The 18,118-nt window shown below is 59.0% G+C and carries 17 protein-coding genes; 5 read left to right on the top strand and 12 right to left on the bottom strand.

Features of this window, described 5'->3' with window-relative positions; all coding sequences use genetic code 11:
- Window positions 1-124 precede the first annotated feature (124 nt).
- Window positions 125-769, top strand: coding sequence for a TetR/AcrR family transcriptional regulator (locus AC1ROR_RS22835; RefSeq protein WP_498590839.1), 645 nt, complete (start codon window positions 125-127; stop codon window positions 767-769).
- Window positions 770-851: 82 nt separating this feature from the next.
- Here the strand turns inward: AC1ROR_RS22835 and AC1ROR_RS22830 are convergent, their stop codons facing one another.
- From AC1ROR_RS22830 to AC1ROR_RS22780, 11 genes are all read right to left on the bottom strand, one after another.
- Window positions 852-1,826 (bottom strand): DUF4432 family protein, encoded by a 975-nt coding sequence (locus AC1ROR_RS22830; protein WP_498590838.1) that lies wholly within the window; start codon window positions 1,824-1,826, stop codon window positions 852-854.
- 15 nt (window positions 1,827-1,841) lie between these two features.
- Entirely contained in the window at window positions 1,842-2,168 is a 327-nt protein-coding gene (locus AC1ROR_RS22825) for an NUDIX hydrolase (protein ID WP_498590837.1), read from the bottom strand.
- 356 nt (window positions 2,169-2,524) lie between these two features.
- Window positions 2,525-3,337, bottom strand: coding sequence for an inositol monophosphatase family protein (locus AC1ROR_RS22820; RefSeq protein WP_498590836.1), 813 nt, complete (start codon window positions 3,335-3,337; stop codon window positions 2,525-2,527).
- A complete protein-coding gene (locus AC1ROR_RS22815; protein ID WP_498590835.1) occupies window positions 3,330-4,130 on the bottom strand; it encodes a glycerophosphodiester phosphodiesterase in 801 nt (266 codons plus the stop codon). Before AC1ROR_RS22815 ends, AC1ROR_RS22820 begins: the two co-directional genes overlap by 8 nt.
- A gap of 17 nt (window positions 4,131-4,147) precedes the next feature.
- A complete protein-coding gene (locus AC1ROR_RS22810) occupies window positions 4,148-5,014 on the bottom strand; it encodes an ABC transporter permease (RefSeq protein ID WP_035225350.1) in 867 nt (288 codons plus the stop codon).
- 1 nt (window position 5,015) lies between these two features.
- A complete protein-coding gene (locus AC1ROR_RS22805) occupies window positions 5,016-5,933 on the bottom strand; it encodes an ABC transporter permease (RefSeq protein WP_035225349.1) in 918 nt (305 codons plus the stop codon).
- Window positions 5,930-6,949 (bottom strand): oligopeptide/dipeptide ABC transporter ATP-binding protein, encoded by a 1,020-nt coding sequence (locus AC1ROR_RS22800; RefSeq protein ID WP_498590834.1) that lies wholly within the window; start codon window positions 6,947-6,949, stop codon window positions 5,930-5,932. The genes AC1ROR_RS22805 and AC1ROR_RS22800 overlap by 4 nt, the downstream gene beginning before the upstream one ends.
- A complete protein-coding gene (locus AC1ROR_RS22795; RefSeq protein ID WP_498590833.1) occupies window positions 6,946-7,893 on the bottom strand; it encodes an ABC transporter ATP-binding protein in 948 nt (315 codons plus the stop codon). Before AC1ROR_RS22795 ends, AC1ROR_RS22800 begins: the two co-directional genes overlap by 4 nt.
- A 59-nt stretch (window positions 7,894-7,952) precedes the next feature.
- On the bottom strand, window positions 7,953-9,518 hold the full coding sequence (locus tag AC1ROR_RS22790; RefSeq protein WP_498590832.1) for an ABC transporter substrate-binding protein: 1,566 nt from the start codon (window positions 9,516-9,518) through the stop codon (window positions 7,953-7,955).
- A gap of 42 nt (window positions 9,519-9,560) precedes the next feature.
- Window positions 9,561-10,352 (bottom strand): DeoR/GlpR family DNA-binding transcription regulator, encoded by a 792-nt coding sequence (locus AC1ROR_RS22785; RefSeq protein WP_498590831.1) that lies wholly within the window; start codon window positions 10,350-10,352, stop codon window positions 9,561-9,563.
- A gap of 460 nt (window positions 10,353-10,812) precedes the next feature.
- Window positions 10,813-12,051, bottom strand: coding sequence for an ROK family transcriptional regulator (locus AC1ROR_RS22780; RefSeq protein ID WP_498590830.1), 1,239 nt, complete (start codon window positions 12,049-12,051; stop codon window positions 10,813-10,815).
- A gap of 303 nt (window positions 12,052-12,354) precedes the next feature.
- Here AC1ROR_RS22780 and AC1ROR_RS22775 point away from each other — a divergent pair, with 303 nt between their 5' ends.
- From AC1ROR_RS22775 to AC1ROR_RS22760, 4 genes are all read left to right on the top strand, one after another.
- Entirely contained in the window at window positions 12,355-13,380 is a 1,026-nt protein-coding gene (locus AC1ROR_RS22775; RefSeq protein WP_498590886.1) for a substrate-binding domain-containing protein, read from the top strand.
- A 269-nt stretch (window positions 13,381-13,649) separates the two neighbouring features.
- Window positions 13,650-14,735, top strand: coding sequence for an ABC transporter permease (locus AC1ROR_RS22770; RefSeq protein WP_498590829.1), 1,086 nt, complete (start codon window positions 13,650-13,652; stop codon window positions 14,733-14,735).
- Window positions 14,732-15,547 carry an ATP-binding cassette domain-containing protein gene (locus tag AC1ROR_RS22765; protein ID WP_498590828.1) on the top strand — a complete coding sequence of 272 codons (816 nt, stop codon included), beginning with the start codon at window positions 14,732-14,734 and terminating at the stop codon, window positions 15,545-15,547. Before AC1ROR_RS22770 ends, AC1ROR_RS22765 begins: the two co-directional genes overlap by 4 nt.
- Window positions 15,548-15,645: 98 nt before the next feature.
- Window positions 15,646-17,250 (top strand): FGGY-family carbohydrate kinase, encoded by a 1,605-nt coding sequence (locus tag AC1ROR_RS22760; RefSeq protein WP_498590827.1) that lies wholly within the window; start codon window positions 15,646-15,648, stop codon window positions 17,248-17,250.
- 25 nt (window positions 17,251-17,275) lie between these two features.
- Here AC1ROR_RS22760 and AC1ROR_RS22755 read toward each other — a convergent pair whose 3' ends face one another.
- Window positions 17,276-18,097, bottom strand: a complete 822-nt coding sequence (locus AC1ROR_RS22755) for a DeoR/GlpR family DNA-binding transcription regulator (protein WP_020008978.1) — start codon at window positions 18,095-18,097, stop codon at window positions 17,276-17,278.
- Window positions 18,098-18,118 lie beyond the last annotated feature (21 nt).

Raw genomic sequence — 18,118 nt, 5'->3', positions numbered from 1 at the left:
AGTGAATAAATCAAACGGGACCGTCCTGTCCAGTTAATATGAAGATGTTGGTCAACTTTTATGTTGGCAATCCTGCTTGACGTCTTCAAACAGGCCGGGCACGGGCAAGTGCGGAGGAAATCTGGTGTCGGAAAGAACAAATGCGACAGCGCGGGTCGGTCGTCCCTTGAAGGCGGAACAGAACGCCGCAGCCGAAAGGATAATCGACGCCGCAACCATGCTCTTTGCGACGCGGGGTTTTGCCGGCACGTCCATGGAGCAGGTCGCGTCGCAGTGCGGGGCAGGCAAGGATACTGTCTATCGCCGCTTTCCTTCGAAAGTCGCCCTGTTCGAGGCCGTCGTGGAACACGCTCATGCCCGAGCGGTGGCGCGGCTGAAAGACTTGCCGATGGCGCAGGGCAACGCTCTCGAGCGCCTGCGGACCTTGATGCGCGAATTGCTGCATATCAACATGGAGCCGGACCTCATCGCGCTGAAGCGCATTACCTTTAGTGAAGCTGTCGTGTTCGAAAAAAAAGCACCTATCCCGCCGCAGCCCGATCCGATCATGAACCGGCTTGTCGATGCCGTGGGGGCAGCGCAGGATGCGGGCATGATTGCAGCCGGGGATGTGAGCCTGATCGCCAGCCATCTCATCCACTGTCTTGTGGCATTGCCCACCTCGTCGGCGATGATGGGCAGTGCCGAATTTGATACAAGGCAATCTGTCGATCTATATTTCGACAGGACCTGGAACTGGCTTTACAGAGGAATATCGGCAGATAGCTAACAGCAGGGCCCATTATCTTGTGGAGGGGCTGGAGCCTGGAATCGAGCGGGCTATTACAAATACTCCAAAGCCTGCGCCCGTTTCATGAGGGAAGCAGATCTATCTGCAGCTTGTAGGTGCGGCTTTCCCCAGCGTTCAGCTTACCGCCTTCGGGTGGTCGGAGATCGGATCGGGGCTCGATCCCAAGTGCGAATACGCCGGACTGATAGGCGCGCCAGGTCGCAAATTTGGGGAGCGCCACCTGATCATAGGTCAGGGAGAGGGAGAAACCACATCGTTTGTTTTCGAGAACAATTGGCGTGTTGTGCGGAGTGATGCGGCAGTCGATATGATCCACTTTCTCCCCGAAGCTGTCGTGAGGGATTGGCGGAGTCGAATTGATTTCGCAAAGCGCAGGTTCAGGCAAGCCCTTCACGATCAAGGTCTCGTCCAGGAAAGGATATCCGACATTGAGGTGATAGAGGATAGCGTGTTCGGATGGTCGAAAGCTTCGGTTCGTTACCGTGTCTTCAATGAGCAATGTGGATTCGAAAATCGGGACGGCTATTTTGCGGTGCAGTTCTAGAACCTCTCCGAAAACACTTGATTGCCGCACCGTGCCCTCGCAGATGATGGTGCTTGTCCCAACCTCGACGCCAAATCTCTTCAGCCGGGACTTCTCGGACGATATCCGACCGTGCTGCGGTAACCGCCTGGATTTGAGATTTGGATATCCGTAGTGCGTGACATCGGAGTCGTGAGGCCTGCTGTACTGGTCCAGACCGCATGTCACCATGAAGCCATCGAAATTGCGGAAAAAGCCCAACCCCTCTTCTGAATCCGGGTCATGTGGCGAGAATGGCATCTGGTTGGAAGAGTGCCAGCCTACATTCACCCCCTTGAACGACAGCGATGACACGTCGAAACCACGATCGACCGCGATTTCGAAGCCGATACCGGCGGCATTCCTGGCAATGATAAGACGTTGTCCTCTGCCCGGGCCATCTTCCATTGTTAAAAGCCGTGCGTCGGCAACCGAACGGAGATCTGCGGTTCGGCGGAGCAAATCCATGTCCATCAATTGATCCTCATTTTACGGCTCGGAGCGCTGATACGTGGCCGGCAACGCCAGGGTTTCAAGTTTTGAGATCAAGCAACGAAGCTCCGGTTCCCTGACGGAAGAGGCTGCGTCCGCCGGCGTGAACCAGCTCAGTCTGCGTTCGTCCTTTTCGGGATAATCGCTCTCGAGCCCTTGCACATCGAGCAAGTGAACCTGGACCATCGCAGGGACAAGATTTCCGTCATCCAGCCTCTTAAGATAGGTGTAGTGACCCCATGCCTTTTTCTGGACACGGCCTCTCACTCCGGCCTCCTCCCAGGCCTCGGTGCAGGCAACTTGGTGGGGCTTCTTCTTCCCCATAGGCCATCCCTTTGGGACGACCCAACGGCCGCTGTCTCTGCTCGTTATCAGCAGGACTTCGATCGCTCCGTCTTGCTCAGGCACGCGTCGAAAGCAAATTGCAGCATATTGCGTCCTGACATCGCCCTTCGGCAGCTTGTCGTCTACTGGTGCTGAAACTTCGGTAGTTTTGTGTGCCAAGTCGATAGCCTTTCACACTCCTGTCATGCACGTCCGCTATAGGATTGGTGGATCAAGAGTGCTGAATATCTCGATTATTCAGCGGCCTGACTGACGAGATGCTTGAAGGTTTTGTCTGATTGTGAGGAGCGTCGCACCGGCTTGCGCGGCGCCCGTTGGTAAAAGGCGATTGAGGGTCAGGCAGCCGCCGAAAGGTTGTTCAGCACCGGCTTTACTCGATTGAGAAACTCCTTGGAGCCGCAGACGAAACGAAGTTTCTGCGGTAGTTCCGTATTATCCCAATCGATCGTGTGAGTGACGCCAAGTCCCGCGAGGATTGGCAATGCCGCCATGACGTCCCATGTGGAGTCACCGACAGAAACGTACCCATCTGTCTCACCCATCATCACTTCGATCAGCGAGAGCGTTGCGGACCCCGTGAAGCGGAAGCTTATGCGCAGGTCATCCGAGATGAACCGGATGACCTCCAGCCTGTCAGCCGTCGAGACCGATGGATGAATGCTGAAGCCTGTCGAGGCACGAGACATGTCGAGCGCGGGCAGGGGACCGAGAGGCTTTCCATTGAGCTGCGGTACGACGGCGTGACCACCGATCAACAGAAGGTCGCGTGCAGGAGCGAAAATAACGCCAAAGGCGGGACGCCGGTTCTCGAAAAGCCCGATTGAGACAGCCCAGTTCTGGGCGCCGCGGACATAGTTGAACGTCCCGTCAATCGGATCGATGACCCAGATGCGACCCGAAGTGCCGGTGATCTCGCCGCCCTCTTCTCCGAATACCCCATCATCTGGAAAAGCTTGACGAAGCCTCTCGATAATCAGGGCTTCGACCTGCTTGTCGGCTTCGGTGACCAGGTCGAGGTGCCCCTTCTTCTCGACCGGCAGGGTGGCCAGCTTTTTGAAGTGGTGTAGAGCCAGGTTTCCAGCTTCCCGCGCAATGCTCTCGACAATGCGCGCCTGATCCGAAGAGACTGTTGTGTTTACCTTATCCACGCGCCTGATCCCGCAACCGTGCGATCTGTGCGACATCGTCACCGAGAAGCTGATCGAGCTGACCTTCACGGACCCACTGGACAAGTTGAGATTCGACGTCCACGCCATACGTCATCAATTTCTCATGGTGTCCGGCTGGCAGATAGCAGAAGGCCGCGAAGCCCCCTTCATGCAGCTGGCGCGCCTCGCCGCTGGCGAAATGATAGACTTCGATATTCACGGCATCGAGATTGGCCTGGCGAGCAAGCGACGCAGGATCGATGAGGCGGGAGTGCATCAGGCCGACTGTCGGAACCTCCGGGATGGCTTTCTTGACGTCCCTCAGCTGCACATAATCGAAGGAAGAGAACTGCAACAGGTCGGCGGCACCAAGCTCATCGATCAATGCGCGCAGCTTCGGGAAAAACACGTCGTTCTGGTCGTAGATCTTGAGTTCTAGCTGATAGATGATGCCAAGCTCTCGTGCGAGTATCAGCGCATCACGCAGTCGCGGCACCTGCTCACCTGAAAACTCGTCACTGAACCAGCTGCCGGCATCAAGCTTCGCCAGCTCAGCATAGGTCATTTTCTGGACGATGCCGTGGCCATTCGTCGTGCGATCAACCGTCTTGTCGTGCATCAGAACGAGCTCGCCATCGCTGGTGATGGAGAGGTCGGTCTCGCAGGTCGTAAGCGGGCCGCCATACTCGAAAGCCTTGCGAAACGCGACCAGCGTATTTTCCGGGGCGCCGGCGCTGTGGCCGCGGTGGCCACCGATGCGCATGTTTTCAATCGTCATTCGAAGCGGATTCATAGTCTTTTCCTTCTGAGTTAACGGAGGCGCGCGTCGAAGCGATCGCGCAGATAGTCGCCAAGCAGGCTGATGGAGAGCGTCGTCAGGACAATCACGGCGCCGGGGAATGCGGCGATCCACCATGCGATCGCGAGATAGTTGCGGCCGTCAGCGACCATCAGCCCAAGGCTCGTTTCCGGAGCTTGAATGCCAAGACCGAGGAAACTCAAGCCACTTTCCAGAAGGATGATTTCTGGAAAGTTCACGGTGAACTGAACGATAAGGGGCCCAGCGATGTTGGGGAGCATGTGGCGCAGATAGATGCGCATCGGCGGCACGCCGACGATACGCGCAGCTTCGGCATAGCCTTCCTCCTTGGCGCTCAGGACTAGGCCGCGCGTCAGTCGCGCATAACGTTCCCAGCTGGCGAAACCGACAAGGAACACGAAGAGAATTGGGCTGGAACCAAGCAGCGCCAGAACGCCGAGAGCAATGACGATGAAAGGAACCGACGCCATGGCGTCGGCGAAGCCCATGATGGTGTTATCCACCCAGCCACCGAAATGGGCCGCCAGCAGGCCGAGCGTGGTCCCCATGATGGCGCAAATGACGGAACCGACCAGCGCGATCATCAGCGTCATCTGTGTCGCGACGAGCAGATTGCTGACCACGTCGCGACCGAGATAGTCGGTTCCAAGAAAGTGCTCGGCCGACAGGAATGGCCTGGCAAACCGCGCGATCGGATCCTGGCTCAGGTAGTCGAAGGGCGAAATCCAGCGTGCCGTTACGCCGACGATGACGACGATCGCAATCCAGAGGCAGCATAGAGTTATGCTTGCCGGCATTTTGCGGAACGGGGCCAGCACGGAGATTGGTGCGGGATTGGAGGAGGTGACCGATGCCATGTCAGTGCTTCCTGATTTTCGGATTGAGAACCGCATAGAGAACATCGACGGTGAGGTTGATGGCCACCATGAACGCAGTAAAGAGGATGATCATGGCCTGTACGACGGGTAGATCACCGGTGCTCGTCGCATTGACGAACCCACTTCCGAGACCTGGCCACGAGAATACCGGCTCTATGAGTGCGGATCCGCCAAGCAGACCGCCTGCGACGAAGCCGAGTGTCGTCACCATCGGGATTGCTGCATTCGGAAGGGCGTGACGCAAGATGACGTCCCAATTCGGTATGCCATCCGCACGAGCTGCCGCGATATACGGCTGACCGAGCACGTCGATCAACGTGGAGCGCATGAACCGCGCCACGGCCGCAGCGTTGAACAGCGCGAAGGTTGCTATGGGCAGGATGGCATGGTTCCAGGTTGAGCTGCCGGAACTCGGCAGCACCCGAAGCCACACTGCAAACACGAAGACGAAGACCAGACCGAGCAGGAAGTTTGGAATGCTGTAGCCGAGAACAGCACCGGCCATCACGCCTTTGTCGACAGCAGATTCACGACGCATAGCCGCAATAATTCCGACGGGAATTCCGATCAGGAGGCTCAGGAAAAAAGCCGAAACCGTCAACAGCAGGGTTTTAGGGATTCGCTCGCTGATAACGTCGAACACCTCTCGGCCATCTGCGAATGATGTCCCGAAGTCGCCATGGAATGCATTGGCGACATAGTAGAGATATTGTTCCGGGATAGAGCGGTCGAGACCCCACTTCTCGTTGAATGCGGCAAGTGCCTCCGGCCCGGCATTATCCGACAACATCGACTGCGCGGGATCACCGCTCAAGCGCAGGATGACGAAAACGATGGTAACCGTGAACACGAGAACGACGATGGCACGTATGACGCGGGCGAAAATGAAGCTGGTCATATGGCCAACTCCTTCTTCACGACGACATCAGCCGCCGGGACGGCTTGACGGTCAATCTCCTCTGCACGATGGCAGGCAGCTTGCTGGTTCCCGACCAGTCGCAAGGCCGGCGTTTCACTGACACATCGGTCGATTGCAAACGGACAGCGTGCCCGAAACGCGCAACCCTTTGACGCATTGCTGGCATCGAGTTCGCCTTTGATCGGCGGTTCGATATTTCGAACCCTGGGATCCATGGTCGGCACGGAAGCCAGGAGTGCCCGCGTGTAGGGATGCCGCGGATTTTGATAGACCGTCTTGATGTCGCCTGTCTCGACAATGCGGCCGAGATACATGACGGCGATACGATCGACGAGATGGTGAACGATCCTCAAATCATGGGTGATGAAGACGTAAGCGAGATCCATCTCCTGCCAGAGCTCACGCAGAAGTGCCACCACCTGGGCCTGCACCGAGACATCGAGCGCCGAAACAGCCTCGTCAAAAACGACCAGCTTCGGATCAAGGATCAGCGCGCGTGCGATGACGACGCGCTGGCGCTGACCGCCTGACATCTGGTGCGGGTAGCGGTTCATCATCGCTCCGGAGAGGCCGACACGTTCCAGCATCGCGGCTGCCCGCCGATAGGCCTCTTCCCGACCACAGACATGATGAACGATCAGGCCTTCGGCGACCTGCTGGCCGATCGTCATTTGCGGATTAAGCGCCGCGAGCGGGTTCTGCTGCACGAGGGAGGTGCGAACACGGAAATTCTTCCAGTCCGCCTTTGTCCGGTCTTTGTGGTTTACGCCGTCAAACCATACATCACCGCTGGTCGGGGGTGTCAGACCGAGGAGCAGTCGGCCAAGTGTCGACTTGCCGCTACCGGATTCGCCAACAACACCGATGCGTTCCCGACCCGACAGCTCGAAACTGATGTGGTTCGCGGCGAGCTGCTGCGTCGGCCTGGTGAAGAAACCAGTCTTGTGCCTGTAAGCCTTCGTCAGATCGCTTGTTTGAAGCAGTGGCGTCATCATGCGACCACCGGATGATAGCAGGAAGCTTCGTGGGACAGGCCGATGCTGGAGGGAGCAGGGAAGCGAGCCACACATTCCCCGGCCACGCGCGGACAGCGCGGATGGAAGTAACAGCCATCAGGCAGGTTCTCGAGAAGAGGAACAGAACCCGGGATTGGGATCGGTGGCTCAAGATCGGCGGGATCGATGCTCGGCATACAGTCGATCAAAGCGCGGGCATATGGATGAGCGGGCCGCGCAAGCAGCTCCGCAATTGGAGCCGTCTCGATGATCTTGCCGCAATACATGACTGCTGCCTTGTCAGCGAGACGCGCGATCACCCCGAGATCGTGGGAAACGATCATCAGGGCCATGCCAGTCTCGGCCTTCAACTCTTCGAGGAGGTGGAGGATCTGCGCCTGCATCGTGACATCGAGCGCAGTCGTCGGTTCGTCGGCGATCAGCAATTGAGGCTTTGCCGCGAGTGCATGTGCGATCATGACGCGCTGGTTCATGCCGCCGGAGAATTGATGGGGGTAGGCGCGCAGACGGCTTGCGGCGCGGTCGATACCGACGCGCTCGAGAAGCCGCATGGCTTCCAGCCGGGCATCGTTGCCTTTCAGCCCCTGATGGCGATAGAGCGCCGATTCAAGGTAGCGGCCTATTGTATGAACCGGGTTCAGGCTGCTGGTTGGGTCCTGGAATATCATTGCGATCGTCGGATCAGCGACCTTGCCGGATTTCGTCGCATCACGTTCGAACTCGATGGAGCCACCGGTGCGGGCGATTCCGCGCGGCAACATGCCCGCGACGGCGTAACAGGTCATGCTCTTGCCGCAACCGGACTCCCCAACAAGACCGAGGGTCTCACCGGCATCCACACTGAAGCTGATCCCATCAATGATTTTGGTATTGCGTGCCGGGACTTCGACGACCAGGTCGCGAACGGTCAAGAGCTTTGGCATTCTTTGATCTCCTTGGGGCGATGCGCACGGATGCGCATCGCCGAGGCAGCGTGTTGTGATCAGCTGAAGCTGAGGTTGTTGCGAAATTCCATCATTTCGAAGCTGATGGGCTTCCACTGGACATTCTTGCGCGCCGCGTAGACGTCGAACGGCTGGTAAAGAATGACGGCCGGCGCTTCTTCCTCGAAGATGTCGCGCATGCGGCTCCAGGCGTCGAAGCGTTCCTTGCCATTCGGCATCTGGGAAACCTTGGTGCAGAGTTCGTTGAACTCGGCCGGAGCCTTCCAGCCCCAACGCTTCTGTACCTGGCCTTTGGGACCAAATTCGCAAACCATGGTCGCCCAGGCGTCAGTCATCCACTGGCCGTTCGACCAATTGCGGATGTAGCTGTCCTGGTCTTTCGGTGCGGCGCCGGGAGCGAATACTTTCGGAACCACCGTGACGCCGATCTGCTTCCACATCTCGATCATCATCATGAGCGCGGGAACGGCATTGGCGTAGTAATTGCCCATCGTGTGGTAAGTGATGGGGGTGCCGTCGTAGCCACTTTCCTTGACCAGGCGCCTGGCTTCCTCGACGTTGTATTCCATCGCCTTGCGGTTTGGATCGAAAGACTCACCGTAGTTCGGGAAGTTGAAGCCATGAGGGATCGAGGCTTTGCTCTTCCAGAGCGATTCGACCATGATCGGGCGGTTGACCGCTAGCGCGAGGGCGCGGCGGAGCGTCTTCGACTGGAACACCTTCTGGTTCATGTTGAAGGTGAACATGTGGAAATTCTCAACGACCTTTCCGCGTGTTTCCAGGTCGGAATAACCGTTGATGAGTTCCATATCGTCGGGCGTGAGGGTGGTGACGATATCATATTCACCGCTGATCAGACCGGCAACACGGGCGGCCGGCTCGGCGACAAGCTGGTAGGTGATCTTTGAGGCAGTGGGCTTGATACCCCAGTAGTCGTCGTTCGGTTCGAGAACCACGCGGTCGCCAGCGATCATCTCGACGAATTTATACGGGCCAGTTCCGATTGGCTTGCTGCCGAAACCGACAGTGCCAAGGCTCTTATAATAGTCCTTCGGGACGATGCGGCCCATCCAGGAGGTAACATACGTCTCCGTCAGATAGCTCGGCGTTTTCGTGCGCAGAACGACAGTGTATTTGTCCTCGATAACGGGCTCGTCGAAGTCGAGCGAATAGGAGCCACCAAGCGGAATGGTCTTGATTGCTTCAGGACCCCACAGGCGCTCGGATGAGAATGTGTAGGCGACGTCATCAGCAGTCATTTCGGCGCCGTTGTGGAACATGACCTTCTGGCGCAGCTTGAAGCGCACGGACCTGTCGTCGATGCGTTCCCAGCTTTCAGCCAGTGACGGCATCAGACCGAGGCCTGTTCCCGGCGCATCGTTCCCGAAAAAATCGCGGGCGATGAGCGTGTCGTAGATCTGGTTGACGATGCGCGGTCCGACATTGCTGATCGCATTGACCGGCTCCAGCGTGGCTGGCAGCCCGTTGACACCGATCCGGAGCTCACGACGCTCCTGGGCAAATGCAAACTTCATGCTGGTGGTCGATGCCAGCGCCGCAACGCTTGCACCGATGATGAATTTTCTGCGGCTGGTCGAAAGCATCTAAGGTCCCCTGCTTGGCAAGATCTACGTGGAAAGGAAGGTTCACGTCGCGATGACGAACTTTTTGCGCAGCTTCTCTGGCGCCGCGTCGATGATGGTTTTCGAGCCGCCGTCGGTGACAACGATGCCGATATCTTCGATCTTGCCGACAACGGACAGGCTGCTCTTTGTGAGCTTCGAATGATCGGCAACGACAATCGTCCGGCGTGAGACCTCGATCATGACCTTCGCGATGCTTGCGTTGACGGGTTCAACGGTACAGACGAGACCGCGGTCGACGTCGATCGACGCCGCATTCAAGATGAGCTTGTCGACGTTGAACTGCCGGATGAACTGCTCTGCCAGCGGTCCGCGGAAGGAATGGTTCGTGTCGGTGTATTCACCGCCAACAGAATAAATCTTGTGATCACCCTGGCGCGTCAGCTCGGCAACGATGTCGAGGCCGTTCGAGATGATCGTGAGGTTCTTTCGACCCGCGAGCATTTTCGCGACTTCCAGCGCGGTGGTGCCCGCATCGAGCAGGATCGTGTCTCCATCCGAAATCATTCCGACAACGGTGGCAGCAATTGCAGCTTTTTCAGCCTGCTTCCACACCAGACGAGCAGAGTTCGTCGCATCTTGCGCTACCTGGTTGAGCCCGACTGCGCCGCCGTGAGTTCTGCGAAGAAATCCCGACTCCTCAAGCTCGACCAGATCGCGACGAGCGGTCGCCACAGATATGTCAAAACGCTCAGTCAGGGTTTTGAGGTCAACGAAGTTCTGCTCACGCAGAAGCTCGACGATCTTGGCCTGCCTGCCTTCTGCTTGTGTCGGTATTGGCTGGATCTCGTTCATGTTGTGATGCTTCTCGTTCATTTGTGAGCGTTATCTATCGGCCTTGGATGACACCAATATGACAAAAGAGGCCATAAAAGTAGGTATAATGTATTTTGCAGGGCACCAATTCGATGCTGCAATGCGCTTTGCTAGTGAAATATGAGCGATATCGTTCATGTCGGGGGCGGCAGGGCAATCGAAGCGGTTGAGCGCTCAAACCCGTTTCGTAGGCGCTGTCTCGGTTAGCAGAGCGCAGCCTTCGGCTGCGCGGTGATCGCGACCGTCTGTGTTTCTTCGAAGGAAGCTGCCATAAAGTGCAAGCGAGAGATTTCCGCTCTTAGCGGTAATCACGCTGATCGGCTGTGGTCATATGGTCGAGAGTTTTTCAGCACCGGTTTCCCGGCGCCGGCCAATCGGGCAAGTCCTGCTGTGCGAGCCACCGTTGTTGAGCGCGTAACGGCGCACGGTTTCTCGTTCACTAGAGCGCTGGGCGTGCACTATGACGCAGGATCACCATTTCGACGTTCTGTGCCTTCATCTGTTCCTCAACCACGAGGATCGCAGCGCCCATGATGCCCGCGTCGGGGTCCGGGGGCGAGATCACCAGTTCCAGCTCCCTGGTCGCCAGAGGAAGCGAGCGTTTGTAGACCAGCTCGCGTATGCCGGCGAGAAGGTGGTCGTTGGCGATGGCCAGTGTCCCGCCGATTACGATCATCTGCGGGTTCAGGATGCTGACGAGGCTCGTCATGACCTCGCCGAGAATACGGCCGGATTCCCTGATGAGGTGAATGGCAAGCGGTTGGCCAAATTCGACCAGCCGGGTCACATCGCGGGCGGTATGCGCCTCGATGCCCTCTTTGCGCAACTCGCGTGCAATCGCCCAGCCGGCGGCGCGCGCTTCGACGCAGCCGATCTTGCCGCAGCGGCAGAGCGGTGCGGGTTCGCGCGCGAACTGGATATGGCCGATATCGCCCGCCGCGCCCTGGGCGCCGCGATAAAGGCGGCCTTCGGTGATGATGCCGCTGCCGATGCCCGTCCCGACCTTGACGAACACCATCTCGCTGACATTCGTCCGTCGTTGCCGATGGTCGCTCAAGGCCAGAAGGTTTACGTCGTTTTCGGCGTAGACGGGAACACCGAATCTTTCTTCAAGATGTTGCCTGATTTCGAAATTGTCCCATCCGACCATTACGGAAGGACCGACGACCCGGCCGTTGGCGTAATCGACAGGGGCAGGCAGGCCAATGCCGATGCCCAGCACGTCGCCGGTTGTTTTGCCAATCTTCGCTAAAAGCACCTCGAACTGCTCTTCGATCCAGTTGAGAACCACAGCGGGGCCGCGCAGAATATCGAATGTTTCCGAGATTTCCGTCAGGATTCGCGGCTGCAGGTCGGTGACGGCGACGCGGATATGCTGCTCGCCGATGTCGGCAGAGAGGACGACAGCAAAGTCGCGGTTCAGATCAAGGGCGCGTGTCGGGCGTCCGCCGCTCGGAAGCGTTTCCTCTGTCTCGCGGATCAACCCCGCATCGATCAGGCTCGCGAGCTTCTGGTGTACGGTCGCCCGCGAGAGGCCGGAAAGTTCGGTCAGGGCGCTGCGCGAACGGGCGCGACCCGATCCGACAAGCGACAAGAGCGCCGCGCTTGCCTTGATCGCGTTGAGATCGCCTTGCCATTCGCGAGCCGTAGACCCTTGTCCGGAGGTTGTGCTTGCCATTGCCAGTTCCCGTTCCTCAGAGCGTCTCCGAGTGTCTGGCACGCGGCCGAGCGATTTGCGAGGCTGCCTGCCAGGATTTCGCACAAAATCCAGACATATTCCTGAATTTGCAATCTTGAACATGATATATGTATAAAAAAATACAAAACAATAAACAGATAATGTTGACAGTATGCATAATCGCGGTCAGTAATAATCGCGCCAAGACCGATTATGTCCTCCGAACGGGAGGGAGCGCTTGGCAATCTGGGAGGATTTCACATGAAGTTTTTTGTAAAACCCGCTTCTGCGGGCAATTTTGCCATGTCCAGACGTCTCGGTCCTGCAGCGCTCGCTTTTGGTGTGAGCCTGGCCTTTGTTCCCGTGAGCGCACAGGCCGAGGACATCCTCATCGGCGTCATCACCAAAACCGAAGCCAATCCGTTTTTCGCCAAGATCCGCGAAGGCGCGACGTCGAAGGCCAAGGAACTCGGCGGCGTGAAGATCCAGAGTTTTGCCGGCAAGTTCGACGGTGACAATGAAAGTCAGGTTGCCGCTGTGGAAAACCTGATCTCCGCCGGCGCAAAGGGCATTCTGATGGTGGCGAGCGACACCAAGGCTGTGGTGCCGGTGGTCGAGCAGGCCCGCAAGGCAGGTATCCTCGTCATCGCGCTCGATACGCCACTGGAACCTGCCGATGCCGCAGACGCGACCTTTGCCACAGACAACTTCAAGGCTGGTGAGCTGATTGGCTCCTGGGCTGCCAAGACGGTCGCCGATGCTTCCAAGGCCAAGGTCGCCTTTATCGATGCGCTCGAAAACCAGCCGACGGTGGATGTCGCCCGCGACCAGGGCTTCATGAAAGGCTTCGGTATCGATCCCAAGGATGTGACGCGTTACCTCGATGAAGATGACGCGCGCATCGTAGGTCACCAGTGGGGGCAGGGATCGGAAGAGGGCGGCCGCACCGGCATGGAAACCCTTCTTCAGAAAGACAGCGATCTGTCTGTCGTTTACACCATCAACGAGCCGACCGCCGCTGGCGCTTATGAAGCGTTGAAGGCAACGGGCAAGCAGGACTCGGTCATAATCACTTCCGTGGATGGCGGCTGCCCCGGCGTCAAAAACGTCAAGGCGGGTGTCATCGGCGCGACCTCGATGCAATATCCATTGAAGATGGCGTCTCTCGGTGTTGAGGCGATCGTCGAATATGTGAAATCCGGCAAGAAGCCTCAGGCAAGCCCCGGCCTGCCGTTCTTCAACACCGGCGTCACGCTCGTCACCGACAAGCCTGTCGCCGGCGTTGAATCGATCACCTCCGACGAGGCTCTGAAGGCCTGCTGGGGTTGAGTGGCTTTGACGCCCCGTCCTCTCTCTGCCTGCGGGGCGTCATTCCCGGCAAGATTTGTGTCCTTCCGGACAACTCCCGGGAGCAAGGCATGGCTTTTCGGCCCGGAAACCAAACGGCCATGTCTTGCAAACTTTACCGTAACAGAACGCCGCATGTCCCCGTGGATGTGAAAAAAGGCGCTAAACCGTGTTGAATCTGTGCATCGCATTTTCCGGCAGGCGATCCGGTATCCGGGCTGATGCCGCAGACCTGCGAAGGGTGTATCTCCATGAATGAACCCAGCAAACATGCTTCGGCGGGTCCGACAGGCTTTGAGACCGGTCTGACAGGAAGCGAGACATCGCACGCCGTATTCGAGGATCAGGACACGAACCCGCTTCGCAGGCTGCAACGCTTCCTGCACGGCAATCCGACAGTGGTGCCGTTCATCGTGCTGGCAGCCAGCATCGCGGTCTTTTCCATTGTTGTCGGCTCCCGGTTCTTTCAGCCTTTCAATCTTTCGCTCATCCTCCAGCAGGTCACCATCATCGGCATTATCGGCATCGCCCAGACGCTGGTGATCCTGACGGCGGGCATCGACCTGTCGGTTGGCGCCATCATGGTATTGACTTCGACGCTCATGGGTCGCCTTGCCGTTACGGCCGGGTTGCCACCGGAACTTGCCTTCCTTATCGGCCTTGGCGGCGGGCTGGGCTGCGGCCTCATCAACGGGTTTCTCATCACCTATGTGCGTCTTCCGCCTTTCATCGTCACCCTCGGGAGCTGGAGCGTTTTTGGTGCGCTGAACCTCTGGTATTCCGGCAGCCAGACCATCCGCAGCCAGGAAGTGGCTGAGGTCGCACCGATCCTGCAATGGATGGGAGCCGCGATGCAATTCGGTGGCGCGCGGATCACGCTCGGCACCGTGCTGATGCTGGCTCTTGCCGCTCTCGCCTGGTACGTGCTCAACCGCACGGCCTTCGGCCGCCATGTCTATGCAACGGGTGACGACCCGGATGCGGCGGCGCTTGCGGGCATCGATACGCGCCGCGTGCTGCTGGCCGTTTATGCCTGTGCGGGTCTCATCTCCGCCATCGGCGCCTGGGCGTTGATCGGCCGTGTCGGTGCAATCAGCCCGACCTCCGGATCGACCGCCAATCTGGATTCGATCACCGCGGCGGTGATCGGCGGAACATCGCTGTTCGGCGGGCGTGGCACCATCGTCGGTACCTTGATCGGTGCCCTGATCGTCGGGGTCTTTCGCAACGGCCTCGCGCTCGCCGGTCTCGATGCGCTGTGGCAGGAATTTTCGGTGGGCATTCTGATCGTGGCGGCCGTCGGCGTCGACCAGTGGATCCGGAGGGTTTCGACATGACGCGCGAACTTGCGCTCGAAGGGCGCGGCCTGACCAAGCGATACGGCAATGTCGTTGCCCTCAACGGTGCGGATTTCGAATTGCGCCGCGGCGAAATTCTCGCCGTGATCGGTGACAACGGTGCCGGAAAATCCACCCTCATCAAGGCGCTTGCCGGCGCGATTATCCCCGACAGCGGTGAAATCCGGCTGGAAGGCAAGCGCGTCGATTTCAGAACGCCGATGGATGCGCGCTCCGCCGGCATCGAAACGGTGTTTCAGAACCTTGCGCTCTCACCGGCGCTTTCGATCGCAGACAATCTGTTCCTGGGACGTGAAATACGCGTGCCCGGCGTCAACGGATCGGTGTTTCGGCTGCTCGATCGCGCCCGCATGGCGAGCGAAGCGCGGCGACATCTGTCGAACCTCGGTCTGATGACGGTGCAGGATATTCACCAGAGCGTCGAAACGCTGTCCGGCGGGCAGCGGCAGGGCATTGCCGTCGCCCGTGCCTGTGCGTTCGGTGGGCGCGTCGTCATTCTTGATGAGCCGACCGCAGCTCTCGGGGTCAAGGAATCCCGCAAGGTTCTCGACATGATCCTTAGCATTCGCGACAAGGGCCTGTCGATCGTCCTTATCAGCCACAACATGCCGCATGTGTTTGAAATCGCTGACCGTATCCATATCCACAGGCTCGGCAGGCGGGCGGCTGTCGTCAGTCCGGGAGACGTCACCATGTCAGATGCCGTGGCGATCATGACCGGCGCCATGGCTGCCGCCGATCTCGATCCGCCGGGCCGGCGCGCCCAAGCCGCTGCCAGTCCGACAATGTGAAGAATGGCAGTGTTCCAGTCCCACCCAATTGCGAGATCCCATGCCCCTGAATGATGCCCACACCATATTTGCCAGCAGTCGCGAGGGGGCGTGAGAGCATGACCGATACCTATATGATCGGCATGGATTTCGGTTCGGAATCGGCGCGCGGCATTCTCGTCAATGCCCGCACCGGCGCGCAGGAAGGCCACCATGTCCATCCGTATCGCAACGGCATTCTGACGCATTCGCTGCGCGGTCAAAGCCTGCCCGCCAATTTCGTGCTCCAGGTCGCAGACGATTACACGGAAGCCGCCGAGATCATTCTGTCGGCGCTCGGCAAGGGCCGCAACATTGCGGGGATAGGTATCGATTTCACCGCGTCTTCCCCGATGCCTGCACGCGCCGACGGCACGGCGCTTTCAGTGCTTTATCCGGATGAACCGCATGCCTATGTGAAGCTCTGGAAACACTCGGCGCAGGCTCATGCCGATGCGATCAATGCTCTGGGCGGTGATTACCTTGGAAACTTCGGCGGAAAGCTCTCCGGCGAATGGATGCTTGCCAAGGCGGCGCAAATGCGCGCTGAAGCACCCGCATTGTGGGCCGAAACCGGGCGCTTCATCGAGGCGGGAGACTGGCTGGTCTGGCAACTTACCGGCAAGGAGGCGCGAAGCCTCGACTTCGCCTCCTACAAGGCGCAGTTCTCCCGGGAAAGCGGCTATCCGCAAGACGTGGTGCCGGGGCTTGCGGAGCGTCTTTCAAAACCGCTTCAGGTCGGCAGTCCCGCTGGCTCCCTGACGCCGGAGTGGCGTCGCCGTACCGGGATTACAGGTGACGCCGTCGTTGCGGTTTCGGTTATCGACAGCCATGTCGTGCTGCCTGCGGTCGGCGCCGTCTGTCCCGGTGTTTTTGTCGGCGCGCTCGGGACCTCTGCCGGTTTTCTCATTCTGGACGGCGAGGGACGCGGTCTGCCACAAGGGCTCGAAGGGGCTGCTTTCGGTGCCGCCCTGCCGGATCTGTGGTGTTACGAGGCGGGGCAGGCGGCGTTCGGCGACATGTTGGCCTGGTATGTGAAGACTTTTCCGCGCGATGAAGACCTTTCCCGCAACTTCACCCTGCACAATGAGGCGGCGCAGGCGGTCAGTCCGGGCGAGGGCGGTGTGCTGGCGCTAGACTGGTTTGCGGGAAACCGCATTCCGCTGGCCGACTCCATGCTGTCGGGATTGCTGGTTGGCCTCAGCCTGAAATCGACCTCGGCCGGAATCTACCGGGCGCTGATCGAGGCGCTGTGTTTCGGCACGCGATCCATTCTGGACATGGCTATAGCGGGCGGCGTGCCGATCAGCCGCATCGTGATGACGAGCGGTCTGGCCCGGAGCAATCCGTTTCTGGTGCAGACCATGGCGGATGTGTTCGGACGTACGATCGAGGTTCCTGACGTGGAGAACCCGACGGCGCTCGGCGCGGCAATCCATGCGGCGGTGGCGGCCGGGATCGTCGGCTCTTTTGCCGAAGGCGCTGAAAGGCTCGGTGCGCGCAGCCTTCGCGAATTTGTGCCGAACATGCACCATTTCAAAAAATACGAGACGCTTTATGCCGAATATCGCCGGCTTGCGGCGGACGAGGAGCTCCGGCGGGCCATGCGCTCGCTTCACCTGTTTGCCGCACGTCAAAATGCACATTCGCAACCGCAGTCGACGAACGCCGAGGCAGCACAGTGAATTTGGCGATGGAAATGGCGGTTCGTCAGGTCAATGGCGCAGGGGCAGCGGGCGAAACCAGCGTCACCTTGCACTCCGTAGCTTTGAGCGAGGTCATCGCATCCTGCGAAATGCCATTATCGGTGATGACCTCATCTATCTGCGAAATATCCGAAAGCGTGCAGAAACCGGGCGCTGCGAATTTCGAGCTGTCGACCAGAAGCACGGTCTTGCGGGCCGCGGCGATCATGGCGCGCTTGAGCGAGGCCACTTCCAGCGAGGTTTCCGTCAGCAGCGTGCCGGTAACGGCCGAAGCCCCCGTCATACAGATATCGGCATGCAGCGTTTTGATGAAGCTTTCCCCCGGCTCGCCAGCAAGATGGCGGTGCCCCGGCCGCACCGTGCCGCCCGGCAGGATGGTGCGCCAGGATTTGATGTCGGCGGCGAAGTCGGCGATCTGCAGGCTGTTGGTCACCACCGTCAACGGAAGGTCGCGTTCGGCAGCGGCCCGCACCGCCTCCATAACCGTCGAGGAGCTGTCGAAGATGACGCTGTCGCCGGCACTCAGCCGCTCCGCCGCCTCGCGGCCTATCGCAACCTTTTCCGCGTGCTGAAGCGCGGCGTTGACCGTCATCTCCCGTTCGAAGGTCGCACGCATCGGCTGCAGCAGATGCGCGCCGCCGTGGGTGCGCTCGAGATAGCCCTTTTCCACCAGATGCTCGAGATCACGCCGCACGGTCGATTGCGATCCGCCGATCGTATCCGCGAGCTCCTGAATACCCGCCGCGCCATTAATGCGCAGGTGCTCCAGAATGAGCGCCCGTCTTTTGGCGGGAACCATATCAACACGCTTGCTCGAAGACTCCATGCAATCACCCAGTTTTCGGCC

The organism is Agrobacterium sp. GW821-FHT14E08 (genome assembly GCF_058803865.1).
This window is presented reverse-complemented; position numbering and strand designations above follow the sequence as displayed.

Excerpts from the sequence above, each read along its gene's own strand:
- AC1ROR_RS22830 (WP_498590838.1), bottom strand. The coding sequence starts at position 1,826 with ATGGACATGGATTTGCTCCGCCGAACCGCAGATCTCCGTTCGGTTGCC.
- AC1ROR_RS22825 (WP_498590837.1), bottom strand. The coding sequence starts at position 2,168 with ATGGGGAAGAAGAAGCCCCACCAAGTTGCCTGCACCGAGGCCTGGGAG.
- AC1ROR_RS22815 (WP_498590835.1), bottom strand. The coding sequence starts at position 4,130 with ATGAATCCGCTTCGAATGACGATTGAAAACATGCGCATCGGTGGCCAC.
- AC1ROR_RS22810 (WP_035225350.1), bottom strand. The coding sequence starts at position 5,014 with ATGGCATCGGTCACCTCCTCCAATCCCGCACCAATCTCCGTGCTGGCC.
- AC1ROR_RS22805 (WP_035225349.1), bottom strand. The coding sequence starts at position 5,933 with ATGACCAGCTTCATTTTCGCCCGCGTCATACGTGCCATCGTCGTTCTC.
- AC1ROR_RS22800 (WP_498590834.1), bottom strand. The coding sequence starts at position 6,949 with ATGATGACGCCACTGCTTCAAACAAGCGATCTGACGAAGGCTTACAGG.
- AC1ROR_RS22795 (WP_498590833.1), bottom strand. The coding sequence starts at position 7,893 with ATGCCAAAGCTCTTGACCGTTCGCGACCTGGTCGTCGAAGTCCCGGCA.
- AC1ROR_RS22790 (WP_498590832.1), bottom strand. The coding sequence starts at position 9,518 with ATGCTTTCGACCAGCCGCAGAAAATTCATCATCGGTGCAAGCGTTGCG.
- AC1ROR_RS22785 (WP_498590831.1), bottom strand. The coding sequence starts at position 10,352 with ATGAACGAGATCCAGCCAATACCGACACAAGCAGAAGGCAGGCAGGCC.
- AC1ROR_RS22780 (WP_498590830.1), bottom strand. The coding sequence starts at position 12,051 with ATGGCAAGCACAACCTCCGGACAAGGGTCTACGGCTCGCGAATGGCAA.
- AC1ROR_RS22775 (WP_498590886.1), top strand. The coding sequence starts at position 12,355 with ATGTCCAGACGTCTCGGTCCTGCAGCGCTCGCTTTTGGTGTGAGCCTG.
- AC1ROR_RS22770 (WP_498590829.1), top strand. The coding sequence starts at position 13,650 with ATGAATGAACCCAGCAAACATGCTTCGGCGGGTCCGACAGGCTTTGAG.
- AC1ROR_RS22765 (WP_498590828.1), top strand. The coding sequence starts at position 14,732 with ATGACGCGCGAACTTGCGCTCGAAGGGCGCGGCCTGACCAAGCGATAC.
- AC1ROR_RS22760 (WP_498590827.1), top strand. The coding sequence starts at position 15,646 with ATGACCGATACCTATATGATCGGCATGGATTTCGGTTCGGAATCGGCG.
- AC1ROR_RS22755 (WP_020008978.1), bottom strand. The coding sequence starts at position 18,097 with ATGGAGTCTTCGAGCAAGCGTGTTGATATGGTTCCCGCCAAAAGACGG.